The organism is Alcaligenes sp. WGS1538 (assembly GCF_043187505.1).
In the GTDB taxonomy this organism is placed as follows: Bacteria; Pseudomonadota; Gammaproteobacteria; order Burkholderiales; family Burkholderiaceae_B; genus Alcaligenes.
The window spans coordinates 1,616,875-1,638,025 of the sequence record NZ_CP171109.1 but is presented as its reverse complement, the minus strand read 5'-3'; the positions used below and the strand labels follow the sequence as shown (position 1 = coordinate 1,638,025).

21 protein-coding genes are annotated in these 21,151 nt (G+C 62.0%); 3 read left to right on the top strand and 18 right to left on the bottom strand.

The window, feature by feature from the left end; all coding sequences use genetic code 11:
* The gene (locus tag ACF3ND_RS07705) at nucleotides 1-585 is read right to left on the bottom strand and encodes a recombinase family protein (protein WP_394065490.1); all 585 of its coding nucleotides are present in this window, start codon (nucleotides 583-585) and stop codon (nucleotides 1-3) included.
* A gap of 132 nt (nucleotides 586-717) precedes the next feature.
* Between ACF3ND_RS07705 and ACF3ND_RS07700 the strand changes: the two genes are divergently transcribed.
* A complete protein-coding gene (locus ACF3ND_RS07700; protein WP_394065489.1) occupies nucleotides 718-1,047 on the top strand; it encodes a transcriptional regulator in 330 nt (109 codons plus the stop codon).
* 97 nt (nucleotides 1,048-1,144) lie between these two features.
* On the opposite strand, the gene ACF3ND_RS07695 is transcribed toward ACF3ND_RS07700, so the two are convergent.
* The 13 genes from ACF3ND_RS07695 to ACF3ND_RS07635 all read right to left on the bottom strand — a co-directional run bounded on the left by ACF3ND_RS07695 (nucleotide 1,145) and on the right by ACF3ND_RS07635 (nucleotide 10,217).
* Nucleotides 1,145-1,375 carry a type I toxin-antitoxin system ptaRNA1 family toxin gene (locus tag ACF3ND_RS07695; RefSeq protein ID WP_394065488.1) on the bottom strand — a complete coding sequence of 77 codons (231 nt, stop codon included), beginning with the start codon at nucleotides 1,373-1,375 and terminating at the stop codon, nucleotides 1,145-1,147.
* 64 nt (nucleotides 1,376-1,439) lie between these two features.
* Nucleotides 1,440-1,679, bottom strand: a complete 240-nt coding sequence (locus ACF3ND_RS07690; RefSeq protein ID WP_394065487.1) for a hypothetical protein — start codon at nucleotides 1,677-1,679, stop codon at nucleotides 1,440-1,442.
* 4 nt (nucleotides 1,680-1,683) lie between these two features.
* The gene (gene trbL, locus ACF3ND_RS07685; RefSeq protein ID WP_394065486.1) at nucleotides 1,684-3,117 is read right to left on the bottom strand and encodes a P-type conjugative transfer protein TrbL; all 1,434 of its coding nucleotides are present in this window, start codon (nucleotides 3,115-3,117) and stop codon (nucleotides 1,684-1,686) included.
* Entirely contained in the window at nucleotides 3,114-3,380 is a 267-nt protein-coding gene (gene trbK / locus ACF3ND_RS07680) for an entry exclusion lipoprotein TrbK (RefSeq protein WP_394065485.1), read from the bottom strand. Before trbK ends, trbL begins: the two co-directional genes overlap by 4 nt.
* 15 nt (nucleotides 3,381-3,395) lie before the next feature.
* On the bottom strand, nucleotides 3,396-4,178 hold the full coding sequence (trbJ, locus tag ACF3ND_RS07675; protein ID WP_394065484.1) for a P-type conjugative transfer protein TrbJ: 783 nt from the start codon (nucleotides 4,176-4,178) through the stop codon (nucleotides 3,396-3,398).
* Between the two features lie 190 nt (nucleotides 4,179-4,368).
* On the bottom strand, nucleotides 4,369-4,794 hold the full coding sequence (locus ACF3ND_RS07670) for a type II toxin-antitoxin system VapC family toxin (RefSeq protein ID WP_394065483.1): 426 nt from the start codon (nucleotides 4,792-4,794) through the stop codon (nucleotides 4,369-4,371).
* Nucleotides 4,791-5,039, bottom strand: a complete 249-nt coding sequence (locus ACF3ND_RS07665; RefSeq protein WP_394065482.1) for an Arc family DNA-binding protein — start codon at nucleotides 5,037-5,039, stop codon at nucleotides 4,791-4,793. Before ACF3ND_RS07665 ends, ACF3ND_RS07670 begins: the two co-directional genes overlap by 4 nt.
* Before the next feature lie 65 nt (nucleotides 5,040-5,104).
* Complete coding sequence (gene traI, locus ACF3ND_RS07660; protein WP_394065481.1) at nucleotides 5,105-6,895, bottom strand: TraI/MobA(P) family conjugative relaxase; 1,791 nt, start codon at nucleotides 6,893-6,895, stop codon at nucleotides 5,105-5,107.
* Nucleotides 6,896-6,929: 34 nt separating this feature from the next.
* Nucleotides 6,930-7,301: a conjugal transfer transcriptional regulator TraJ gene (gene traJ / locus ACF3ND_RS07655; protein WP_394065480.1), complete on the bottom strand. Its 372-nt coding sequence runs from the start codon at nucleotides 7,299-7,301 to the stop codon at nucleotides 6,930-6,932.
* A gap of 407 nt (nucleotides 7,302-7,708) precedes the next feature.
* The gene (locus tag ACF3ND_RS07650; RefSeq protein ID WP_394065479.1) at nucleotides 7,709-7,960 is read right to left on the bottom strand and encodes a hypothetical protein; all 252 of its coding nucleotides are present in this window, start codon (nucleotides 7,958-7,960) and stop codon (nucleotides 7,709-7,711) included.
* A 425-nt stretch (nucleotides 7,961-8,385) separates the two neighbouring features.
* Nucleotides 8,386-9,150: an ABC transporter ATPase gene (locus ACF3ND_RS07645; protein ID WP_394065478.1), complete on the bottom strand. Its 765-nt coding sequence runs from the start codon at nucleotides 9,148-9,150 to the stop codon at nucleotides 8,386-8,388.
* Nucleotides 9,137-9,988, bottom strand: coding sequence for a helicase RepA family protein (locus tag ACF3ND_RS07640; protein ID WP_394065477.1), 852 nt, complete (start codon nucleotides 9,986-9,988; stop codon nucleotides 9,137-9,139). Before ACF3ND_RS07640 ends, ACF3ND_RS07645 begins: the two co-directional genes overlap by 14 nt.
* Before the next feature lies 1 nt (nucleotide 9,989).
* The gene (locus tag ACF3ND_RS07635) at nucleotides 9,990-10,217 is read right to left on the bottom strand and encodes an AlpA family transcriptional regulator (RefSeq protein ID WP_094829810.1); all 228 of its coding nucleotides are present in this window, start codon (nucleotides 10,215-10,217) and stop codon (nucleotides 9,990-9,992) included.
* A gap of 89 nt (nucleotides 10,218-10,306) precedes the next feature.
* Between ACF3ND_RS07635 and ACF3ND_RS07630 the strand changes: the two genes are divergently transcribed.
* Nucleotides 10,307-11,284: a LuxR family transcriptional regulator gene (locus ACF3ND_RS07630; protein ID WP_394065476.1), complete on the top strand. Its 978-nt coding sequence runs from the start codon at nucleotides 10,307-10,309 to the stop codon at nucleotides 11,282-11,284.
* A 32-nt stretch (nucleotides 11,285-11,316) separates the two neighbouring features.
* Here ACF3ND_RS07630 and ACF3ND_RS07625 read toward each other — a convergent pair whose 3' ends face one another.
* On the bottom strand, nucleotides 11,317-12,513 hold the full coding sequence (locus ACF3ND_RS07625) for a tyrosine-type recombinase/integrase (RefSeq protein ID WP_394065475.1): 1,197 nt from the start codon (nucleotides 12,511-12,513) through the stop codon (nucleotides 11,317-11,319).
* A 305-nt stretch (nucleotides 12,514-12,818) separates the two neighbouring features.
* The gene (gene guaA / locus ACF3ND_RS07620; RefSeq protein WP_394065474.1) at nucleotides 12,819-14,405 is read right to left on the bottom strand and encodes a glutamine-hydrolyzing GMP synthase; all 1,587 of its coding nucleotides are present in this window, start codon (nucleotides 14,403-14,405) and stop codon (nucleotides 12,819-12,821) included.
* Nucleotides 14,406-14,566: 161 nt separating this feature from the next.
* On the opposite strand from guaA, the gene ACF3ND_RS07615 reads away from it, so the two are divergent.
* Nucleotides 14,567-15,448, top strand: coding sequence for an alpha/beta fold hydrolase (locus tag ACF3ND_RS07615; protein WP_394065473.1), 882 nt, complete (start codon nucleotides 14,567-14,569; stop codon nucleotides 15,446-15,448).
* A 70-nt stretch (nucleotides 15,449-15,518) separates the two neighbouring features.
* On the opposite strand, the gene guaB is transcribed toward ACF3ND_RS07615, so the two are convergent.
* Nucleotides 15,519-16,979, bottom strand: coding sequence for an IMP dehydrogenase (guaB, locus tag ACF3ND_RS07610; protein ID WP_394065472.1), 1,461 nt, complete (start codon nucleotides 16,977-16,979; stop codon nucleotides 15,519-15,521).
* A 41-nt stretch (nucleotides 16,980-17,020) separates the two neighbouring features.
* Complete coding sequence (gene purL, locus ACF3ND_RS07605; RefSeq protein WP_394065471.1) at nucleotides 17,021-21,082, bottom strand: phosphoribosylformylglycinamidine synthase; 4,062 nt, start codon at nucleotides 21,080-21,082, stop codon at nucleotides 17,021-17,023.
* Nucleotides 21,083-21,151 lie beyond the last annotated feature (69 nt).

Genomic DNA, 21,151 nt, shown 5'->3' with positions numbered 1-21,151 from the left:
TCACTTCTGACTATTTTTTTCGCGAGGCTTAATCACCCCTGCATACTTGTAGAGCGTGGTGCGAGAGATTCCGTACCGACGCGCCACTTCCGAGACCTGAATGTCAGGATCGCGTAAAAGGGCTTTGATCTCCCTCACTTGTTTCTCCTCCAGCTTTGGCTTGCGTCCACCGACACGACCTCTGGCACGAGCGGCAGCTAGGCCTGCATGCGTCCTCTCCCGAATCAAGCCACGCTCGAATTCGGCAAGCGCAGCAAACACATGGAAAATCAGCTTTCCCGCCGCACTGCTTGTTTCGATTTTTTCTGTCAAACTTTCAAAACCGACGCCACGCTGCTCAAGATCGTTCACGACATGAACAAGGTCGGGTAGGCTGCGCCCGAGTCGATCCAACCGCCATACCACCAGGGTGTCTCCGACCCGCAGCGCCTTGCGACACTGCTCAAGCTCAGGACGTGCTGCGCTCTTGCCGCTAGCCGCTTCCTCGTAGATCACGCCGCATCCAGCCTGCATGAGCGCGTCGCGCTGCAGATCTAGGTGCTGATCATCGGTAGATACGCGGGCGTACCCTATACGTTGATTCATGGACGCAATCAGGACATTGAAAAATTGACGGTTATATTAACACTCGTTAACGACTTTTCACGATAGAAAAATGCGGTGTGTTCCCCGTTCAGAAAACCACCGTTTGATGAACAGTCACCACAAGGAGCCGACATGGGCAAGAAGGAAACCGAGGAAGCAATTGAAGACAGCCGCGCCGGCCGCGTGACGCGGGCTGGCTCCGTGGCCGAGCTGTTGGTCGAGCTGAACGCGGACGATGTGCTGGCCGAGGCCACGTCCGCCGGCGCGTATCCACTGCCGCCAGAAGAACGCGAATGGGCCGATACGCCAGCCGTTGGCCGCGAATTGTTGGTCGAGGACTTGCAAAGCGCGGAAGCCATACATGCGTATCTGGCCCACGCTGAGGCCACTGGTGACGTGGCCTATGTTGAACACGCCCGCGAAATCGCTGCCCAGGCGAAGATCAGATACGGGATTGAATAGCAGAAAGCGGCCACCTGGCCGCTCTCGTAGTTACTGCCGGGCTGGGTAAGACGGTAAGAATAATAATCTTCTTATTATTCTTACCTGCCCCGCCGGGCTACGCCTGCGGCAAAGATCGGCGAATTGCCTCCAGGGCTTCGCAGAAGTCATTCCGAGTCGCACGGCCTGTTTCGGCCTGGTAGTACACCACCATGAAAGCATTCGCCACGGCCTCGGCCACCGGCCCCATGCGCCGCGCCGCGCCCTGGTCGATGTACTCCAAGGAAGCAAGGATAGCGGCCGCCTGGTGCACGACCTGGCCCGGTTCGATAAGATGCTGTGTTGTCATGATTCACCTCTCAGACAGGTGTTGATTGAAAGTACCGGGCGGGTTACCGGCCCGCCCGGTGCGCCTACAGGTACAGCCCCGCCGCCTCAGCGAATGCTGACCGTTGATTACTGCCGCCCTTTACCTCGATGCTGACCGACTTGGGTTCGATCCCTCGTGCAGGGTCTGGCCGCGCCACAAAAGCCGCTGTTTCTGCTGCCGCATCAACCTCAGTCGATTGATCGCCCAGCGGGGAAACAAATTCCTGAACTTCCTCTTGGCGTTCATCCAAGGCCGCCAATGCGGCCATATAGGGTGTTGTCATGGGTTTAGCTCCTGCCTTCGTTGTTATCGGTGTCACGGTTCACGACTGAGGCCACTTCGTCATTGCCTTGGGTGCCGCCCAGACTGTTGCCCTCGAACTGGCCCGTTTCTTTTGACTCCATGCTTTCGCGGATCGAGGCGGCCACCTTCCCGCCCGCCGTTTCATTCACGCGCTCCTGAAATCCTTGCTTCATTTGGGAGCCGGCACGTTTGGCCAACTCCGATGCCGTGCCTGTGGCCAGTTTCGCGGCCCTGGCAAAACTGCCGCCGCTTGAGCCGGAATCGCTTCCGCCAATGCCGGCGGCCTGTGCAAACGGCGAGCTACCGGCCGTGCCGGCTGCACCACCACGGCTGCCAGCACCCGAGTTGCCACCCATGACCGATCCCATGCTGGGCATATCCCCGCCGGTACTCATGCTGGCCGACGCTTTCTGAAACGCCGCCTGAATGGCTGACGCACCACCCGTAGCACCTGCTGCTCCGCTAATTATGGCCTTGCCAGCCATCGCCGCGCCGCCTGTGGCCATACCTGCCGCTGCCATCGCTGCGCCCATCGCCGCGCCCGCCCCAAAGTTGCCAATGCCGCCAGCACCCCCGACGCCCGATCCGGTAATGATGCCGGCGACCAGAGGGGGAACGCGATTGACCAGCATCAGCAACGCGACGCAGAAAACCAGCATCACGCCCAGCTCTTCAAAATTCAGCGTGCCGGTGTTCATCCTGGCGTAAAAGCTGGACAGCAAATCGTTGCCGATGCCGACCAACAGCACCATCGTCATGATCTGCACGGCCACCCCCAGCACGGTCTTGTAGTAGTTGATCGCCATATCGGAAGTCCAACGCGACCCGCCAAAGCCGAGGAAGAAGATGCCGGCGTACATCAGCAGCCAGGCCGACACGAGCAACAGCAGCATATTCACGGCGATGACGGCCAGTAGGACAAGAATGCCGATGCTCAGCGCCACACCAATGAAGCTATCCACGGGTGACCAGACCGACGAATTTCCAAGGGCCTGCTTCAGGATCATGAAGCCGATATCCACGATGCCCGAGGGTGTCACCGAGGCCACCCCGGATGCCTGTTCACCGATCCGGGCCAGTGACTGAATGATCGAACTGGCGAAGGCCGGGCCGTTGCGCAACAGCCAGAGGAAGAAGCCAAAGAACAGGATGAACCTGACGAACTCCGCGAAGAACTCGCCAATGTCGGCCTTGCGCAGCGCCATGAAGCCGAACGTGAAAACCAGCGAGATCGTGCCCAGCGTCCAGAACAGGAACATCGCGGCATTCATCACCACCGTCTGCCAGGATGTGGCCCGCGTGGCGAACTCCGTTACTACCTGATCGAGCATCCCCTGATTGGTGAGCTGGGCCGATGCGGCGGTGGAATAAAGTGCGAGGATGACACCGATCAGCGCCGCCTTGTGCAGTGCTTTCATGGCTTCGCCTCCTGGTCTTTCGGGTCGGCCAGTTCGAGCCAGTTCATAGGCTTCTCGGTCGGCGCGATGCCGCCGGCAGCCGGCGACCGGCGCGAGCACAGCCCGGCGAATTTCTCGCGTGTGGCCCTGTCCTCAATCTTCTTGATCGCCTCGATCTGGCAATTGGTGTCATTGACCTCGGGCATGGGCGGGATGGCCGGCTTGTTGTCGCAGCCAGCCACCAGCACCGCCACGAGGCCGACAAGCAGCATCGTTTTCTTCATGGTGCGGGGCCTCCGTCAGCGGGTCAGTTCGAGCCAGTTTTTTGGGTTGGCCGTGCGCTCGATCCTGGATTCCCTGGAAGTCGAACCGGCGGCCTGCTGCTGCGCCTCAAGGTCGGCCTGCGCTTGCATCCGGGCGGTCGCGGCGCTCTGCTGCGCAATCAGAAGACCACGGATTTGCAGAAGCTGGTTCGCCTGGTTGGCGGAAAGCTGATTGGCGAAGCCGACGGCCTGCATCTGGCCGGTCGCACCCTGCGCGGCCGACTGAAGCCGTTCGAGCTGGCGAGCGTCAGCGGTCAGGTTGCGCTGCTGTTGCTCAAGGCCCTTGAAAAGAGCGTCATTCGCCTTCTTCTGGCTTTCGCTTGCCAGGCTGCGGTTTTGCTCCATCGCGGCGCGTTCGGCATCCGAGCAGCCAGAGGCCGAGAAGCATGGCGAACCACGGTAATAGGCTACGTCCTGGAACTTGCCCAGGTACGCATCGACGCTGCCAAGCTGGTTCCTGTAGTAGTCCAGCGTGTTGACCGCGTTCATCAGCCCATTGATGGTGGACTGCGCCTGATCCCAGATATAAGCCGCCGGCGCAGCCGTATTCTGGAGCTGGTTTTCGTACTGCTGAAGCTGGGTCTGGTATTGCTCGATCTGCTTGAGCGTCTGCGCCACCGACTCGATGGCCGTCATGACGTTTTGCGTCAGGTTGCCGCCGTCGATGACGGGTATGCCGGCGTGCGTCGATGTGATGATGCTGCCAGCCAGGACGGCGGCAAGCGCGGTTTTAGCCGCTAAAAAACGGACAGGTTTCATGGCCGAGTACCTCTCGATGTGATGAGTTAGCTATTGCGGCTAATCTGCCCCACGTGTTTCTGTGGGGTTGGGCCATCACGTGGCAGTTCGCCAAAATCTGCCAAGGTACCCGCCCGGGCGACACCGTCACGCCCTTGCAATTTTTTGTTGAGATCGGTGTGTGTCGTGCAACCCTGCACGAATGACTGCTTTACTCTTGATCTTTCCAAGGGTTGATGACGTTCACGCCCGCCGCCAGGAACGGGCTTACGTCCCTTGTCGCCACGCTGAAGCCGTTATCCAGGGCAATCGCCGCGATGACGGCATCAGCCGCCTCAATGCCGCTGCCGGCCTTGCGAGCGGCTGCCAGCACATCGGCATAGGCACGTGTGCAAGCCATATCAAACGGCAACACCCGGCCCACAAATACCGGCAATACCTGGTGTTCGATGTTGTCACTGAGCACTGTCCGGCGCTTACCTGCGGGCATCAGGGCAACACCAGCCCGCAGTTCAGCCACGGTCATGGATGCCAGATAAAGCGTTTCCAGCGGCTGACGATTCAACCAGTCGATCACTGGTTCATCGGGTACGGCTCGAAACTGCTCCGATATGACGTTTGTATCCAGCAGAATCATTCAAAATTCGCTGCGCGGGCGGGTGAATGGTCACGGTCAAAAACCGCCATTTCTTCGTCGGTCAATTTCACCTTGCGCCCGATGTCTGCCAGCAGATCGCCCAGCTTTACCCGGCCTTCCGGTTTCACGGCGGTAGCCAATATGTCGCACATCTCGGCTTGCAAGGTACGGCCGTTCTGCGCCGCCCTGACCCGAATGGCTCGATGCACCTCTTCCGGCACATTCCTGATCGTGACTGCTCTCATGCCTGCAACCTCCTGTTGATTGCTGTGAAATCAATTATACAAACTGCATTCAAGCATATCAAGGGCTACCGACCACGCCCCTTGCGCTGGTTCGCGTTTTCTTTCTTGGCGCTCAACTCGGCTTGTAGCTTGACTTTGCGACGCGCCAGCTCACTCGGCGCGGGCGTTGGTGCAGATGCCGGCCTTTGCTGCGTAACCGCTACCGCCTCGATCTGCAATGTTTCGGCCTGGGCCAATGACCGCAAGCGGCCAGCCCGGGCCACCGGCGGCGGCGCTTTCCCAACACCAGGAACACCCGGCTTTCTGGTCGCGCTGAAATTGTCTTGCAGCAGCGCCTGGCGGCGCTTCTCCAGGGCCGGATCGGCAAACGTGATGGCCAGCCTGCCATCCACAGCCGCCCGGATTGCTTGCGCCTTGAACTCGGTAGTGCCATTGACGGTGATACGGTCGCCGTATCGCTCGGCGGCCAGCCTCAAGGCTTCCACCACACCGGCCCGGTCGGCTCCTGTCGAGACTTGCAGCCGGTCGCCATCATCGCGCACGGCGCTTCGCCCAGCGCGGTAAATGATGACGCCCTTCTTGGTGATGCTGTCGATCACCGGCGCATGGCCAGGCTTCGCCTTGCCCTGGGCCGCCAAGGTGTTGCCTTTCAAGCCCTGGGCCGCCTCTCGGGCACGCAAGGCGGCCAGCGCCTCGCTGTTGCCCTGAGTGGCCTCCTGCTTGAGCCAGTCGGCCCACTGGCGACGCTGGTGGCCTTCGTAAAGCTGTTCTCGTTCCCTGGTGTAGTCCTTGTGTATCCCGTCCAGCTCGGCCCGTAGCGTCGCGCTGGCCTGTGAATACAACAGCTTCTTGGATACCCGCCCACCGCCGACCAACTTGATCGCCGCCCGCCTGGTCGCCGCCTTCTGCTTCGCATCGGCCACGGCCCGATCTTTGCGCCGCTTCGCTGCCGCCAGCGCCTCGCCCCTGGCGGCGGTCAGATTTTTCTGCTCGTCCTTGTACCTGGCATAAAGTTCTGTGGTGTCAGCACGTGACCGTACCGGCTTCTTCTGATATTCCCGCTTGGCCTGTTTCCGCTCCCCCTGCTCCGGCGATGCTTCAAAGGCTCCCAGTCGCTTTTCCAAGGCGGGTTTAGACAGCTCCCGCGACACGGTGCTGGGCTTGACCATCGTGCCGTCATCGGCCCGGATCACCAGACCGTTACCCCTTGGCGTCATTTCCAGACCGTTGTCACGCATGACCTGGTGCAGTTCCCCCCAGGACTGTGCCGCCTTGATCTCTTCCAGACATTCGCGCTTGATCCAACCCACCAGGCTTTCGACGCCGGCATGACGCTCCATATCCGCCGCCCTCGATGCCGCCTCGCGCTGGTGGGGCTGGTGATTGTCGGGTTCCAGTCCGTATTCCCGCTCCAGAGCCGTGCAAAGGTCAGCAAGTGCCAGGTGCGGGTAATAGGGTTCGTGCATCGTGTGCCGCGTCGGGTGAATCTTGTTGATGGCGATATGGATATGCAGGTTGTCGGTATCGTTGTGAACGGCACTGACACGCTGGTGTTCACGGTAGCCCAGCCCGGTGGAGATGCGTTCCTCAACCGCCCGCAAGGTGTCAACATCGGGCTGTTCGCCGGCACGGAAGCTGACGATCAGGTGATAGGTCTTGTCGCCCTTGGCCCGCGTGTTCGTGTGCTGGGTCGCCAGAATCTCGGTGATGGCGTCCCGCACCGACACAGCATCGCAGTTGGTGACCTGCACCTGACCCAGCCGATGATCCTTGTTTTGCACGTCAGTGACGTAGTTCATCAGGCCGGCAAAGTCGGACTTGCCCAGCGAACGCATGGGTACGTGCTTGGCGATCATCAGCCAGCCTCCGATTTTTTAGCGGCTAAAATTTTCAAGACTCGGCCCTCGGCTGCACCACGGATTTCATCAGCCGGCTCATTTCTTCCTGGGTAGTCTCGATCCGTCCCAGCAGGGCAAGAATCGTGGCATCACCGAAGCGGGCCGTGCGCGGGTCGTCGGTCAGCCATAGCTTGAGCAAGCCGCCCAGCCTGCCCAGGTCACCATTGACTCGCACCAGCTCGCGCACGTACCGGTAATCCATGACGCCCTTGATCTGGTAGCCCTGACCTACTTCGCGCAGGTAGTGTGCAACGCTGATCCCCGCCCTCCTGGCGTTCGCCTCGATCTCGGCCCGCTCTTCGGGCAGGCAGTACACCTTGATGGGCGGACTGTTTTTGCGCGTGATTTTCTTTTCGTCGTCCATTCATCCTCCGGCCTACGGCTGAAAACGGCCTCGCAGAGCAGGATTCCCGTTGAGCACCGCCAGGTGCGAATAAGGGCAAGTGAAGAAGGACAACCCGCTTGCGGGTGGGCCTACTTCACACATCCTGCCCGCATCACCACCGCGTTTTCTGCGCGTACTCAAGTTGGAATCCGCCGCTATTTCATTGCTATTGATCTGCGATTGCTCAGCAATCGCCGCACAATCGGCAGAGTCGCGCTGTAATCGTGAAAAATCGCTGCCGAATCGCGATAAAACCGGACTTTCCAGCCGGTTTCCTTTCGCTTTCCACCGCATAAAACCGACACCTTCCTTGCGCTTTCCACACATCCGAAAAAACACGTTGAACGCCAAGGGGAGAAAGACGCTGTTGCGTGTCTGCCGGCCCCTCATTCCTCCACCTCGTTTCCGTACCGCGCACGGTAGGTGTAATGCTCGTCGCAATCGGCAATCAGCCCCATCTGCTCAAGCATTCCACGCTCCCACGAGCCGGGCCGGCGGCTACCATCCGCAACACTGGCCAACACGAAGCCAATCAATGCGTCTACGCTGTCCATCGGATTTGGGGCGCCGTGAGTACGGCGCAGTTCAACGATGTAGTCCAGTTCCTTGAGGACACTGCTGTTGACGGTGATCTGCATTTTTCTCTCCTGCTGCGTAGCTCACTGCTCGAAACACAAAGTTGAATGCCAAGGAAATGAACTACTTTCATCTGCCCCTCATATGTCAATAAACGCGGCATGAACCTGCGATCTTCATAGAGGCCGCTATTGACACTTGAGGGGCGCGCTGGGGTGTTATTGACACTTGAGGGGCCGTGACCAAGGCGGAGCGTTGCCAACGATCCGGCGCCCCCCTCTTCTTGGCGTTCAACCATCGGCCTCTGGCCGATTGAGCAAGCCCGCCAGGGCTTGATCGACACGGTGCAAGCGCCCGCCTCAAGCGGGCGGTTACACCGCCTGGATATCCTGAAATATCCTGAATATCCTGCCAAAACCGCAAAATATCGGGCCGCTGTGGCACGCTTCCGGGCCGCTGTGACACGCCCTCGGGCCGGTGTGGCACGCTATCGGGCCGCTGTGACACGCTTTACCCTGTCTGCGGCATCTATTTCGATGCCGATTTCGATCAACCCGGCGGCATCGTCCTTCAGCCGTCGCCGATAATTTCGCAGCATCATGCTGTTGACCGCCTCGCCTCCTACGGCACGAATCAAGGTATCCAGGTGCCAGCCTCCTGCCGGATCGTGTCTGTGGGTGAGCACATGCCGTGCAAGCGCCTGACTGATCCCGTGTTGCAGCCGGGCAATGGGGGCAGGCGGGTAGTACAAAGACAAATCCCTTTCCAGCAGCATCACCAGGGCAACGCCCAGCCGGACGCGCCACAAATGGCGCTCGCCGCCGGTGAGCGGATCACGGCGGGTCATAGGTGATGGCCTAACGTGATCAACCAGACCGCCAATGATGCTGTCACCGGTGCTCTCCATTTCCGGCGTCACGATTTCTACCGTGGCAGCCCGCAGGTCGGTCAGCAGCTTCTTGATGCGGTCGTGGCTGTACTGGTGATCGGATAGCATCCGGCGCAGCTTCGCCGGATCAATCAGCAGTTCGATGCCGCCGTCCGATATTTCGCGGCGGCGTTCCGCCACGTACAACATGGATTCCACAATATCGGCATGACGCTGACCCAGCCTGCCGGTTACACGGCATCGACCGAAACCGGTGTCTATCCACTGTCCGGCACGTTCCCGTGGGCGCTGGCTGGGCTGATAGATCATCACTCGGGCCTGCAATGCCGTGCTGGTCGGGGCGACCTGATTACCAGTTGTCATTGCCGCCCCTCGCTACGGATTTCAGCTTCGCGGGTGACTGGCGCTTCTGTCGTTCAAGTACAGCCGGCTTGAGAACGCCGCCCTCGTGCCGCCGGAACCAACATTCCTGAAAGGGTGCACCGTAGTTTGCTTTGCTGACGCCATAGCGGACGAAGAACCCCCGCTGCCCTTCATCAACACCCCACTCCTCGGCCTCGGCCTGCGTCATACCGGACAGGTACGACTGCCAGCGGATGTTATCGACCAGCACCGATGATCCACGGCTGGCCTGCTGTTGATCGCCAGCACCCGCCATCGCCGCGCCCTTATTGGCGTGGTGCAGAAACACAATGGAGCAGCCAGTCTCGGCGGCTATGGCCTCCATGCGACCAATGACCTGCGCCATAGGCCCGCTGGCGTTCTCCTCCTCGATATGGAAACGGCGAAGGGTATCCAGAACCATCAGACGATGACCCTCGGCAGCCCGTTTGAGGCCATCGAACCAATCACGGGCCATGATGTTGGGACATCTGCCGATCAGCGGCTCAATCAGCAAGCCATCCGCCACGGCTTGCCGCTGCGCAGCGGTAAGGTGTGCGCCCAGGGCGTGCAAGCGGTGATGAATCGCGACGGGTGGATCTTCGGCTGGCAGGTACACCACCGCGCCGGTGGGCAGCTCACCTACTTCCAGCAGATCAGGGCCGCCGGCAATCTGCGCAGCCAATTGCAGGATCAGCATGGACTTGCCTGCACCGCCAGGCGACACCAGTGCGCCAACCGTGCCGGCAACCATATTTGGTAAAACGTAATCAATCGGCGGCGGCGGCTCGGTGAACGCCACCATCAGATCAAGGGCCATATCAACCCCTCACGTCGCCGGGCCGATCAGCCTGAATACCCGACGACTTACGCGCTTCGATCCATTCTTCGACTTCCGATAAATCCCATGCGACATTCCTGCATGTGAGGGCGATACGGCGTGGAAACTCCCCTCGCTGCTCCAGGTTGTAGATGGTTCGCGTCGAGAGCGGAATGATCTCCAGGAGCTTTTTTCTGTTAATGAGTATTTTGCTGGTTGCTGCCTGCATGGCCCGGCCTCCAATTGCTAACGAGTGCCTTATGGTGCCTAGCAATTCATACTGCGACAGCCTTATAATTACCCAAAGAGGTTGACGCCATGAAAAAAGAGCAGACCATAACCATCTGGGAAGGATGCGACCCCGACATATCGGAAGCCATCGAACGCTTTCAGGATCGCTGGCGCCCTTACTCCACTGCCTCGCGGCGCTACCCCATCGTGCGATTGATACAGGAAGTCATTGATCCCGCCGTAGCCACCTACATGAACGCCCTCCCCGCACGCTATTCGGGCTTCGTCTCCGGCGTCGGGGCGGGAATGGACTTCAGCGAGACCATTCGATTGGTCGGGTTTGATACGATGGTTCGCCTGCAACGACAGTTACTGCGCCATTTCATCAAGACAGTGGACAGGCAGGATTCAAGGGATCAGCGCTTTGTTGCAACCGTCGAATCGCTAACCAGCCTGGTTTGGGACTGCGCGTGCAAGCGCCCGAAAAAATCGACCACCACAACTGGCGTCAATCTAAACGCGCAACGTAAACACGGCTTTTGCGAACTGTGCGGAGAGCTGACCGAATTCGCCGACTTCATGGCAACGGTCGCTGACGAGCAAGTCAATGACATAGAACTGCAAGACCGCAAGAAACTCGAACTCAGCCATCAGTACTGCGCCAGGCATAGACCCATCCTGGCGAATGGCAGCCGGAACCCCGCTTATAGGCAAGCAAAGCGATCCCTCGCGCAATTCAACCTCGAACTTGACCGGCTCAACCGTCAGTGCGCGAAGCGTGCCACGCCGCAGGCCGCCTCTGGCGACCCGCTGGTGGATCGCTACTTCTACCACCTCATGTTGAGCCAGACCGTACAGTCGGCCGACAAAGGAGAGCTGCGCAACCAGGCGCGCTTGATGGTGGACTCGAAGCTATCAGACCGCAAAAAGCAAATACTGATACTCCAGTGGGATGGACTCAACCAGTCGGAGATAGCGCGAAAACTGGGCATCGAACGTCAGGCAGTATCGAAAGCACTGAAATCATTGGCCTCGACGCCCCGAATGCTCCAACTGAAGGAGTAAGCACCACGGAAAATTTTAGCGGCTAAAAAAAATCAGCGACTCCCAACAGTCCACTCATCGATCATATCCGCCCAATCCTGCAACATCGCCGCCCGCTGCTCGCGGTATTCAGCCTTGTTGTATACGGCCCTCACGCCCTTCTGCTCGTGCGCCAGGCACTTCTCAATCCAGTCGGTGTTGTAGCCAGCCTCATGCAACAGCGTGCTGGCTGTGCGCCGCAAGTCATGCGGCCCGAACTTGGCCAGCGACTTCCCGTCTTTCTGCGCCGCCTTGTAAGTCAGGGTCAGCACCTGGTTGAGTGTGGCAGCGCTCATCGGCGCATCCGAGTCGTACCGTGATGGCAGAACGAAGTCGGAACCACCTGCAAAGGTTTTCAGGGCAATGAAAATATCCAGAGCCTGCTGGGACAGAAATACCAGGTGCGGGTTACGGCGCTTCATCCTCTCCTTCGGAATCGTCCACAGCGCTTCGCTGAAATTGATCTCACTCCAGGTCGCATTGGTCAGCTCGCTTTTGCGCACCATCGTCAGCAACAGCAACTTGGCCGCCGCACGATTTGTTGGGCTTGTACCCACCCGTTCCATGTACTGGTACATCAGTGCAATTTCGTCAGGCGTCAACGCTCGGTCGCGTGGCTCAAATCGGGCGATGCTGGTTGGCCGCACTAGCTCCGCCGGATTCTCAACCTTCTGTCCACGCTCAGTTGCCCAGCGAAACACTTGCATAACGATTTCACGCACATGAACGGCGGTGGCCGGTGCGCCTCGCTCGACGATGGCATCGGTCAGCGCACGCAAGTCCTCATGGGTGATCTCCACCAGCTTCTGATTGCTGAATTTCGGCTTCAGCTCGCGTTCATAGACCGAACGGCGCATATCGCGGGTAGAGTCGGCCATCTGGTAGCCGCGCAGCCACTTCTCCGCCCAGGCACCAAACGTCTCCGCATCTTTCACTCGCGCCTTGTCGCGGGCCTTCTCCTTGGCCGGCGACTTGCCAGCCGCAACCATCTTCTTGGCGTCATTCAACTGCTCACGGGCTTCAGCCAAGGTGATGCCACCGACGCCATAGCGACCAAAGGTGATGGTCTCCTGCCGTCCATTGATTGAGTAGTTGTAACGGAACGAGATGGAGCCGGCTGGAGTCACGGCCACATAGAGACCTTCTCGGTCATTCACCTTGTAGAGCTTGTCCCTAGGCTTGAGATTTCGCAGCTTGGTATCGGTCAGCATGTAGCGTGTCCCTCTTCATTCTCGATACCATGCTGAAAAAATGCCGAATTTTCATCATTTTTTCTATATAAAACAACAATTTATCAAAACTCAATACCATGAACACATAAGAAAATGCAGCATGGTATCGGCATCAATCATGGTATCATCACCGGATAGTACCAGCTTTAATGCCATGCTCAAACAGTGCTTGGCGCTTCCTCCCGTTGCCAGATCGTGCCAGACAAAAACACGAAAAAGCCCGCAGTTACGCGGGCTTAGCGGATTTTTATGCCTTCAGATGCCTGGCCGTGCCAGACGCGGGATCATTCCCACTCGATGGTTGCCGGCGGTTTGCTGGACACGTCGTAGGTGACGCGGTTGATGCCGCGCACTTCGTTGATGATGCGGCCGGAGACGCGCTTGAGCAGCGAGTACGGCAGTTCGGCCCAGTCGGCGGTCATGAAGTCGGAGGTCTGCACGGCGCGCAGGGCCACGACGTAGTCGTAGGTGCGGCCGTCGCCCATGACGCCCACGGACTTGACGGGCAGGAAGACGGCAAAGGCCTGGGAAGTCAGTTCGTACCAGCTCTTGCCCGTTTCGGGATCGATGGTGCTGTTCAGCTCTTCGATGAAGATGGCGTCGGCGCGGCGCAGCAGGTCGGCATATTCGCGCTTGACTTCGCCCAGGATGCGCACGCCCAGGCCCGGGCCGGGGAACGGGTGGCGGTAGACCATGCCGTGCGGCAGGCCCAGGGCCACGCCCAGCTTGCGTACTTCGTCCTTGAACAGTTCGCGCAGGGGCTCCAGCAGCTTCAGGTTCAGGGTATCGGGCAGGCCGCCCACGTTGTGGTGCGACTTGATGGCCACGGCCTTGCCGGTCTTGGAGGCGGCCGATTCGATGACGTCCGGATAGATGGTGCCTTGCGCCAGCCAGCGGGCGGAAGTGAGCTTGCCGGCTTCTTCCTGGAAGATCTCCACGAATTCGCGGCCGATGATCTTGCGCTTGGCCTCGGGGTCGGTGACGCCGGCCAGATGGCCCATGAAGCGATCAGTGGCGTCCACGTGGATGACCTTGACGCCCAGGTTGTCGGCGAAGGTCTTCATGACTTGCTGCGCTTCGTTCAGGCGCAGCAAGCCGTGATCCACGAACACGCAGGTGAGCTGGTCGCCGATGGCGCGATGGATCAGCGCGGCGGCCACCGAGGAGTCCACGCCGCCGGACAGGCCCAGGATGACTTCGTCCGAGCCGACCTGTTCGCGGATGCGGGCGACGGCCTCTTCCACGTAGTCGGGCATGTTCCAGTCGCCGACGCAGCCGCAGATGTCGCGCACGAAACGCTGGAACAGGGCCTGGCCCTGGACGGTATGGGTGACTTCGGGGTGGAACTGCACGCCGTAGAAACCGCGTTCTTCATCGGCCATGCCGGCGATCGGGCAGCTGGGCGTGGAAGCCATGAGCTTGAAGCCGGCGGGCAGATCCGTGACCTTGTCGCCGTGGCTCATCCAGACCTTGAGCATGCCGTGGCCCTGCTCCGTGGTGAAGTCCTGGATGCCGTCCAGCAGGCGGGTGTGGCCGTGGGCGCGGACTTCGGCGTAGCCGAATTCGCGGTGGTCCGAAAAGGACACGGTGCCGCCCAGTTGCATGGCCATGGCCTGCATGCCGTAGCAGATGCCCAACACCGGCACACCGGCCTTGAACACCGAGGCGGGCACCTTCAGGGATTCTTCGGCGTAGGCCGAAGCGTGGCTGCCCGACAGGATGATGCCCTTGAGCCCTTCCTGACTGGCGATGAATTCGTCCGACACGTCGCCGGGATGAATTTCGCAATACACGCCGGCTTCGCGCACGCGGCGCGCGATGAGCTGGGTGACTTGGGAGCCGTAATCGAGGATCAGGATTCGCTGGTGCATGAAAATTTCGAGCCAATAAGAAAGCGGTAAAGGATCTATTTTACGCTGTGTCGCGTCGCTTAGGGAGGAGCAGGACCGCAGCGGGAGCAAAATGTCCCGCCCGGCTGGCATTCGTGCGGCAAGGCGGATACAGTACATGCAGCCACATAGGGAGTTCCAGTATGTCTTCGAGTCGTACCCCACACCTGACCGGCCCCATCGATCAGACCGACACCGCGCAGGCCAGCGGCCAGCAGGGCGGCGGATCCATCGCCCCTTCCTCGCGGCGCCACAGCCTGCCGCACGCCTTCTCCTACGATTGCGACACCCAGGTCGACGACGCCCCTTCCAGCCACACCTTCGTGCTGGTGCACGGCGCCTGGCACGGTGGCTGGTGCTGGTCGCGGGTCGCCGCCCGGCTCCAGGCCCAGGGCCACAAGGTCTACACTCCTACCCTGACCGGCCTGGGCGAACGCAGTCACCTGCTCAGTTCCAACATCACGCTGGACACCTTCGTTGACGACGTGGCCAATCTGCTGCGCTGGGAGGAACTGTGCAATGTGGTGCTGGTGGGCCACAGCTTCGGCGGCCTGGTCATCAGCGGCGTGGCGGACGTGCTGCCGCGCTGCCTGCGCCAATTGGTCTACCTGGACGCCTTCATCCTGCCCAGCGGCACCAGCACCTTCGACACCCTGCCCCCCAAAGTGGTGGAAAGCATGACGGCCTCGGCCGTCAAAAGCGTCATCCCCGCCGTGCCCCCTCCCCCGCTCAACGCCCTGGGCCTGCACGCCACCGAAGACCTGCACTTCGTGGGCCACAGGCTGACGCCCCAGCCGCTCAGCGTCTACCGCTCGGCGCTGCGCCTGCAGAATCCCATGATAGGCAATGCCCGCCCCTGCGCCTATGTCTCCTGCACCCAGCCGCCCTTCAAGGCCGTGGACACCTCCCGGGAATGGGCGCGACAGCAAAAAGACTGGGACTTCCGCGAACTGGACAGCGGGCACAGCGCCATGATCACGCACCCCGACCAGGTGGCCCGGCTCCTGCTGGAACTGGCGGACTGAACCATAGGCCACAAAAGAAAACCGCCGGCAACAAGGCCGGCGGTTTCTGGCATGCAAGAGACTGTGAAGATCAGTCGGCGCGGTAGTTCGGCGCTTCCTTGGTGATCTGCACGTCGTGGACGTGGGATTCACGCACGCCGGCGGCGGTGATTTCCACGAACTCGGCCTTGGCGTGCAGTTCCTCGATAGACTTGCAGCCGCAATAGCCCATGGAGGCGCGCACGCCGCCCACCAGCTGATAGATGATGGCGATGACGCTGCCCTTGTAGGGGACTCGGCCTTCGATGCCTTCGGGGACCAGCTTGTCGGCGTTGTTGGAGGGATCCTGGAAGTAGCGGTCGGCCGAGCCGTCCACCATGGCGCCCAGGCTGCCCATGCCGCGATAGGACTTGTAGGAACGGCCCTGGAACAGCACGACTTCGCCGGGGGATTCTTCCGTGCCGGCGAACATGCCGCCCATCATGCAGGCGGACGCGCCGGCGGCCAGGGCCTTGGACACGTCGCCCGAAAAGCGGATGCCGCCGTCGGCGATCAGGGGCACGCCCGTGCCTTCCAGCGCCTTGGCCACATCGGCGATGGCGGTGATCTGGGGCACGCCCACGCCGGCCACGATGCGGGTGGTGCAGATGGACCCTGGGCCGATGCCGACCTTGACGCAGTCCGCGCCGGCTTCAACCAGAGCGCGCGCCGCTTCGGCCGTGGCGATGTTGCCGCCGATGACCTGGATGCGGGGGAAATTCTTCTTGACCCAGCGCACGCGTTCGATCACGCCGCGCGAGTGGCCATGAGCGGTGTCGACCACGACCGCATCGACGCCGGCGGCCGCCAGTTTTTCGACGCGTTCCTCGGTGCCTTCGCCCACCCCCACCGCCGCGCCGACGCGCAGCTGGCCCTGGGCATCCTTGCTGGCCAGTGGGTGCTCCGTGTTCTTAACGATGTCCTTGACGGTGGCCAGGCCGCGCAGCTGGAACTGATCGTTGACGATCAGGACGCGCTCCAGGCGATGGCGATGCATCAGGGCCTGGGCTTCTTCCAGCGTAGCGCCTTCACGCATGGTGACCAGGCGCTCCTGCGGCGTCATGACGTCGCGCAGCGGCAGGTCCAGGCGGTCTTCGAAACGCAGGTCGCGGTTGGTGACGATGCCCACCACCTTGCCGCCTTCGACCACGGGCAGGCCGGAGATGCCATGCTGGCGCTGCAGCGCGATGGCGTCGCGCACCTTCATGGTGGGCGTGACCGTGACCGGATCGATGACGATGCCGAACTCGTGGCGCTTGACGCGGGCCACTTCACGGGCCTGGGCGTCGGCGGACAGGTTCTTGTGGATGATCCCGATGCCGCCTTCCTGAGCCATGGCGATGGCCAGGCGCGATTCAGTGACGGTATCCATGGCGGCGGACACGAGCGGGATGTTCAGGGTGATGTCCCGCGTGAAGCGGGTGACCAGGGATGTATCGCGAGGCAGAACCTCGGAGTAAGCAGGAACCAACAACACATCGTCGAAGGTCAGTGCTTTCTTGATGAGACGCATGCTTTTTACTCCGTCCAAAAATGGATTATACGCGCAAGCATTTAGGCAATCCAGACCCGAGCGTTGCGGAACATCCGCATCCAGGGAGTAAAGCCGCCATTGGCCATCTGGTCGGCGCCGCGATCGGCCTCGCCCCAGCTGGCGGGCGTCCAGGACATCATGACGTTGCGGGTGACCCGCTCGGGGTGCGGCATCATGATGGTGAAGCGGCCGTCGGCCGTGGTGACGCCGGCCAGGCCGTCAGGGCTGCCGTTAGGATTCAGCGGGTACTGCTCCGTGCGGCGGCCGTGATGGTCCACGAAATGGACGGCGCCATGCACGCGGGACGCATCGCCCTGGCGCTGGAAGTTGGCAAAGCCTTCGCCGTGGGCGACGGCCACCGGCAGGCGCGTGCCTTCCATGCCCTGGAAGAAGATGGACGGCGATGCGGCGATCTCCAGGGTGGAGAAGCGCGCCTCGTATTTTTCCGACTGGTTGCGCGTGAAGCGCGGCCAGAAGTCAGCGCCGGGAATCATGGGCGCCAGGGCCGCCATCATCTGGCAGCCATTGCACACGCCCAGGGCGAAGGTGTCCTGGCGGCCGAAGAAGGCGGCGAACTGGTCGGACAGCTGCGTATTGAAGCGGATGGTCTTGGCCCAGCCCTCGCCGGCGCCCAGCACGTCGCCATAGCTGAAGCCGCCCACGGCCACCAGGCCCTGCATGCGCTCCAGCGACACGCGGCCGGACAGCAGGTCCGTCATGTGCACGTCCACGGCCTCGAAGCCCGCGGTGTCGAAGGCCCAGGCCATTTCCACCTGGCTGTTGCAGCCCTGCTCGCGCAGGATGGCCACGCGCGGGCGCTTGCCGGTGGCGATGAAGGGAGCGGCGATGTCTTCCTGAGGATTGAAGGCCACGCGCGGCGAGATGCCGGGATCCTGGGCGTCCTGCCAGCGGTCGAACTCGGCCTGGGCGCAGGCGGGATTGTCGCGCAGCGCCATGATGCGGCGGCTGACTTCGCTCCACTGCTGCGCCAGCTCCACGCGGGAGGCCTGGTAGATGCAGGCGCCGTCGCGATAGAACTCGATCTGGTCGGAGCCGTTCAGGCCGCCGATGACGTGCGAATGGGCCGACAGGCCCGCCTCGCGCAACGCCTGCATGACCGCGTCGCGCTGCGCCAGCGGCACCTGGATGACGGCGCCGGCTTCTTCATTGAACAGGGCGCGCAGAGTGATCTCGTCGCGCTGCACGGATACCTGCTCGGGACGGATCTTGTAGTCGCCCCAGTCGGCGGCGTGCGGATCGATGGTCAGCATGTCCAGGTTGATGGATACGCCGATGCGGCCCGCGAACGCCATTTCCGCCACGGTGGCCGCCAGGCCGCCGTCGGAGCGGTCGTGGTAGGCCAGGATGCGGCCCTGGTCCGCCAGCTGGCGCACGGTCTTGAAGAAGGCCAGCATGGCCTGGGCGTCCTGCATGTCGGGCACGGACTGGCCCACCTGGTTGAAGGCGTGCGCCAGCACGGAGGCGCCCATGCGCTGGCGGCCCTGGCCCAGGTCGATCAGGATCAGGGCGGTGTCGCCCTGGTCGGTCCTGAGCTGCGGAGTCAGGGTGCGGCGCACATCGGCCACCTGGGCGAAGGCGGTGACGATCAAGGATACGGGCGCGATGACCTGGCGGGACTGTCCGTCCTGCTCCCAGGTGGTGCGCATGGACAGGGAATCCTTGCCCACGGGAATGGAAAGGCCCAGTTGCTGGCACCACTGGCTGACCGCCTGCACGGTATCGAACAGGGCGGCGTCCTGGCCGTCCACGCCGCAGGCGGCCATCCAGTTGGCGGACAGCTTGACGTCCTTCAGGTCGCGCACGTCGCTGGCGACCAGATTGGTCAGGGCTTCGGCCACGGCCATGCGGCCGGAGGCGGCGGCATCAATCATGGCGCTGGGGGTGCGCTCGCCCATGGACATGGCTTCGCCGCGCACGCCCTCGAAATCGGCCAGGGTGACGGCGCAGTCGGCCACCGGCACTTGCCATGGGCCGACCATCTGGTCGCGGCTGCACATGCCGCCCACGGTGCGGTCCCCGATGGTGATCAGGAAACTCTTGTTGGCGACCGTGGGATGGCGCAGCACGCGCTGCATGGCCTCTTCCAGTGTGATGACGGTCAGGTCCAGCGGCTCCTGCACGCCGTCGCGGCGCTGCACGTCGCGCTCCATGCGCGGCGCCTTGCCCAGGATGACGTCCATGGGCACATCCACGGGCCGCTCGTCCACGCTCTTGGGCGTATGGTCGGCATCCACGCCGGGCAGGCCCTCGCCGAAGGTCACGCGCAGCTGGCGTTCCTCGGTGGCCACGCCGACGACGGCGTAAGGGCAGCGTTCGCGCTTGGCGATGCGGTCGAAGCGGTCCAGGTCCTGGGGCAGAATGGCCAGTACATAGCGCTCCTGCGATTCGTTGGACCAGATTTCAGCAGGCGACAGGCCCGATTCCTCCAGCGGCACGCGCGTCAGCTCGAAAATGGCGCCGCGCTTGGCATCGTTGACCAGTTCGGGGAAGGCATTGGACAGCCCGCCCGCGCCCACGTCGTGGATGGCGATGATGGGGTTGTGTTCGCCCTGCTGCCAGCAGCGGTCTATGACTTCCTGCGCGCGACGCTCCATCTCGGGGTTGCCGCGCTGCACGGAATCAAAGTCCAGTTCGGCGCGGTTGGCGCCCACGCTCATGCTGGAGGCCGCGCCCCCGCCCATGCCGATGCGCATGCCGGGACCGCCCAGCTGGATCAGCAAGGCGCCCACGGGCAAAGGATCCTTGTGCGTGAGGCGGTCATCGATGTAGCCCAGGCCGCCGGCGATCATGATGGGCTTGTGGTAGCCCCAGCGCTGCTGCGCGGCGGTCTGCTCGAAGGTGCGGAAGTAGCCCAGCAGGTTGGGACGGCCGAATTCGTTGTTGAAGGCCGCGCCGCCGATGGGGCCGTCGATCATGATGTCCAGCGGCTTGGCGATGCGCTCGGGGATGCCGTGAGAGTCGCCTTCCCAGGGTTCCGGATTGTCCGGGAAGCACAGATTGGAGACGGTGAAGCCCGTCAGGCCGGCCTTGGGCTTGGAGCCTCGGCCCGTGGCGCCCTCGTCGCGGATCTCGCCGCCCGCGCCGGTGGAGGCGCCGGGGAACGGCGCGATGGCCGTAGGGTGGTTGTGCGTCTCCACTTTCATCAGCGTGTGCACCAGGGCCTGGTGGCGCTGGTAGACAGGTTCGTCGGCCTGGTCGCTGATGCCCGCATGGAACAGGCTGGCCTGGCCGCCCGTCATGATGGCGGCGTTGTCCGCATAGGCCACCACGGTATTCTCCGGCTGGGCGGCGTGGGTTTCGCGGATCATGCCGAACAAGGTCTTGTCCTGGCGCTGGCCGTCGATCACCCACTGGGCGTTGAAGATCTTGTGGCGGCAGTGCTCGCTGTTGGCCTGCGCGAACATCATCAGTTCCACGTCGTGCGGATTGCGGCCCAGGCGCGTGAAGGCGTCCATCAGATAATCGATCTCGTCGTCCGACAGAGCCAGGCCCATGCTGTCGTTGGCCTCGCGCAAGGCGGCGACGCCCCCGCCCAGCAGGTCCACGGACTGGATGGGCTTGCCGGGCAATTCGGCGAACAGCGCCTGGCCGTCGAACTGCTGCCCCACCACGGTCTCGGTCATGCGGTCGTGCAACAGGGCCGCGATCTGCTCCAGCTGGGCCTGGTCCAGCTCCTTGGCGCCGAGCAGGCCGCGCTTGGGCGTGATCAGGTAGCGCACGCCGCGCTCGATGCGGCGCACCGCCGCCAGCCCGCAGTTGTGAGCGATGTCCGTGGCCTTGCTGGCCCAGGGGGACACCGTGCCCAGCCGAGGCACCACGCGCAGCACCAGGTCGCCCTTGGGCGGCTCGGGGTTGAGCACCTGCTGGCCGTCGTCGAGCAGGTCGCTCAGCTGCTGGCGCGCCGTCGCATCCAGGCCGGACTCGTCGATCCAGACGTAGTATTCGTGCAGGGCGCGGATGTCGGCGACAGGCAGCTGCAACTGTTCGATGCGTTCAAGCAGGCGCTCGCGACGAAAGGCGGAGAGCACGGACGAACCGGGGAAGTACAGAATTTGGCTCACGATACGGGAGGGGCAAAAAAGAAGGAAAGATAAGTAAACACATCATTTTACCCGGAAGCGACCGGCTCG

Coding starts and splice junctions, on each gene's coding strand:
- guaB (WP_394065472.1), bottom strand. CDS start 16,979: ATGCGTCTCATCAAGAAAGCACTGACCTTCGACGATGTGTTGTTGGTT.
- traJ (WP_394065480.1), bottom strand. CDS start 7,301: ATGGACGACGAAAAGAAAATCACGCGCAAAAACAGTCCGCCCATCAAG.
- ACF3ND_RS07690 (WP_394065487.1), bottom strand. CDS start 1,679: ATGACAACACCCTATATGGCCGCATTGGCGGCCTTGGATGAACGCCAA.
- ACF3ND_RS07645 (WP_394065478.1), bottom strand. CDS start 9,150: ATGACAACTGGTAATCAGGTCGCCCCGACCAGCACGGCATTGCAGGCC.
- traI (WP_394065481.1), bottom strand. CDS start 6,895: ATGATCGCCAAGCACGTACCCATGCGTTCGCTGGGCAAGTCCGACTTT.
- ACF3ND_RS07640 (WP_394065477.1), bottom strand. CDS start 9,988: ATGGCCCTTGATCTGATGGTGGCGTTCACCGAGCCGCCGCCGCCGATT.
- ACF3ND_RS07635 (WP_094829810.1), bottom strand. CDS start 10,217: ATGCAGGCAGCAACCAGCAAAATACTCATTAACAGAAAAAAGCTCCTG.
- ACF3ND_RS07705 (WP_394065490.1), bottom strand. CDS start 585: ATGAATCAACGTATAGGGTACGCCCGCGTATCTACCGATGATCAGCAC.
- trbK (WP_394065485.1), bottom strand. CDS start 3,380: ATGAAGAAAACGATGCTGCTTGTCGGCCTCGTGGCGGTGCTGGTGGCT.
- ACF3ND_RS07625 (WP_394065475.1), bottom strand. CDS start 12,513: ATGCTGACCGATACCAAGCTGCGAAATCTCAAGCCTAGGGACAAGCTC.
- ACF3ND_RS07695 (WP_394065488.1), bottom strand. CDS start 1,375: ATGACAACACAGCATCTTATCGAACCGGGCCAGGTCGTGCACCAGGCG.
- ACF3ND_RS07650 (WP_394065479.1), bottom strand. CDS start 7,960: ATGCAGATCACCGTCAACAGCAGTGTCCTCAAGGAACTGGACTACATC.
- trbL (WP_394065486.1), bottom strand. CDS start 3,117: ATGAAAGCACTGCACAAGGCGGCGCTGATCGGTGTCATCCTCGCACTT.
- ACF3ND_RS07615 (WP_394065473.1), top strand. CDS start 14,567: ATGTCTTCGAGTCGTACCCCACACCTGACCGGCCCCATCGATCAGACC.
- ACF3ND_RS07665 (WP_394065482.1), bottom strand. CDS start 5,039: ATGAGAGCAGTCACGATCAGGAATGTGCCGGAAGAGGTGCATCGAGCC.
- trbJ (WP_394065484.1), bottom strand. CDS start 4,178: ATGAAACCTGTCCGTTTTTTAGCGGCTAAAACCGCGCTTGCCGCCGTC.
- ACF3ND_RS07670 (WP_394065483.1), bottom strand. CDS start 4,794: ATGATTCTGCTGGATACAAACGTCATATCGGAGCAGTTTCGAGCCGTA.
- ACF3ND_RS07630 (WP_394065476.1), top strand. CDS start 10,307: ATGAAAAAAGAGCAGACCATAACCATCTGGGAAGGATGCGACCCCGAC.
- guaA (WP_394065474.1), bottom strand. CDS start 14,405: ATGCACCAGCGAATCCTGATCCTCGATTACGGCTCCCAAGTCACCCAG.
- ACF3ND_RS07700 (WP_394065489.1), top strand. CDS start 718: ATGGGCAAGAAGGAAACCGAGGAAGCAATTGAAGACAGCCGCGCCGGC.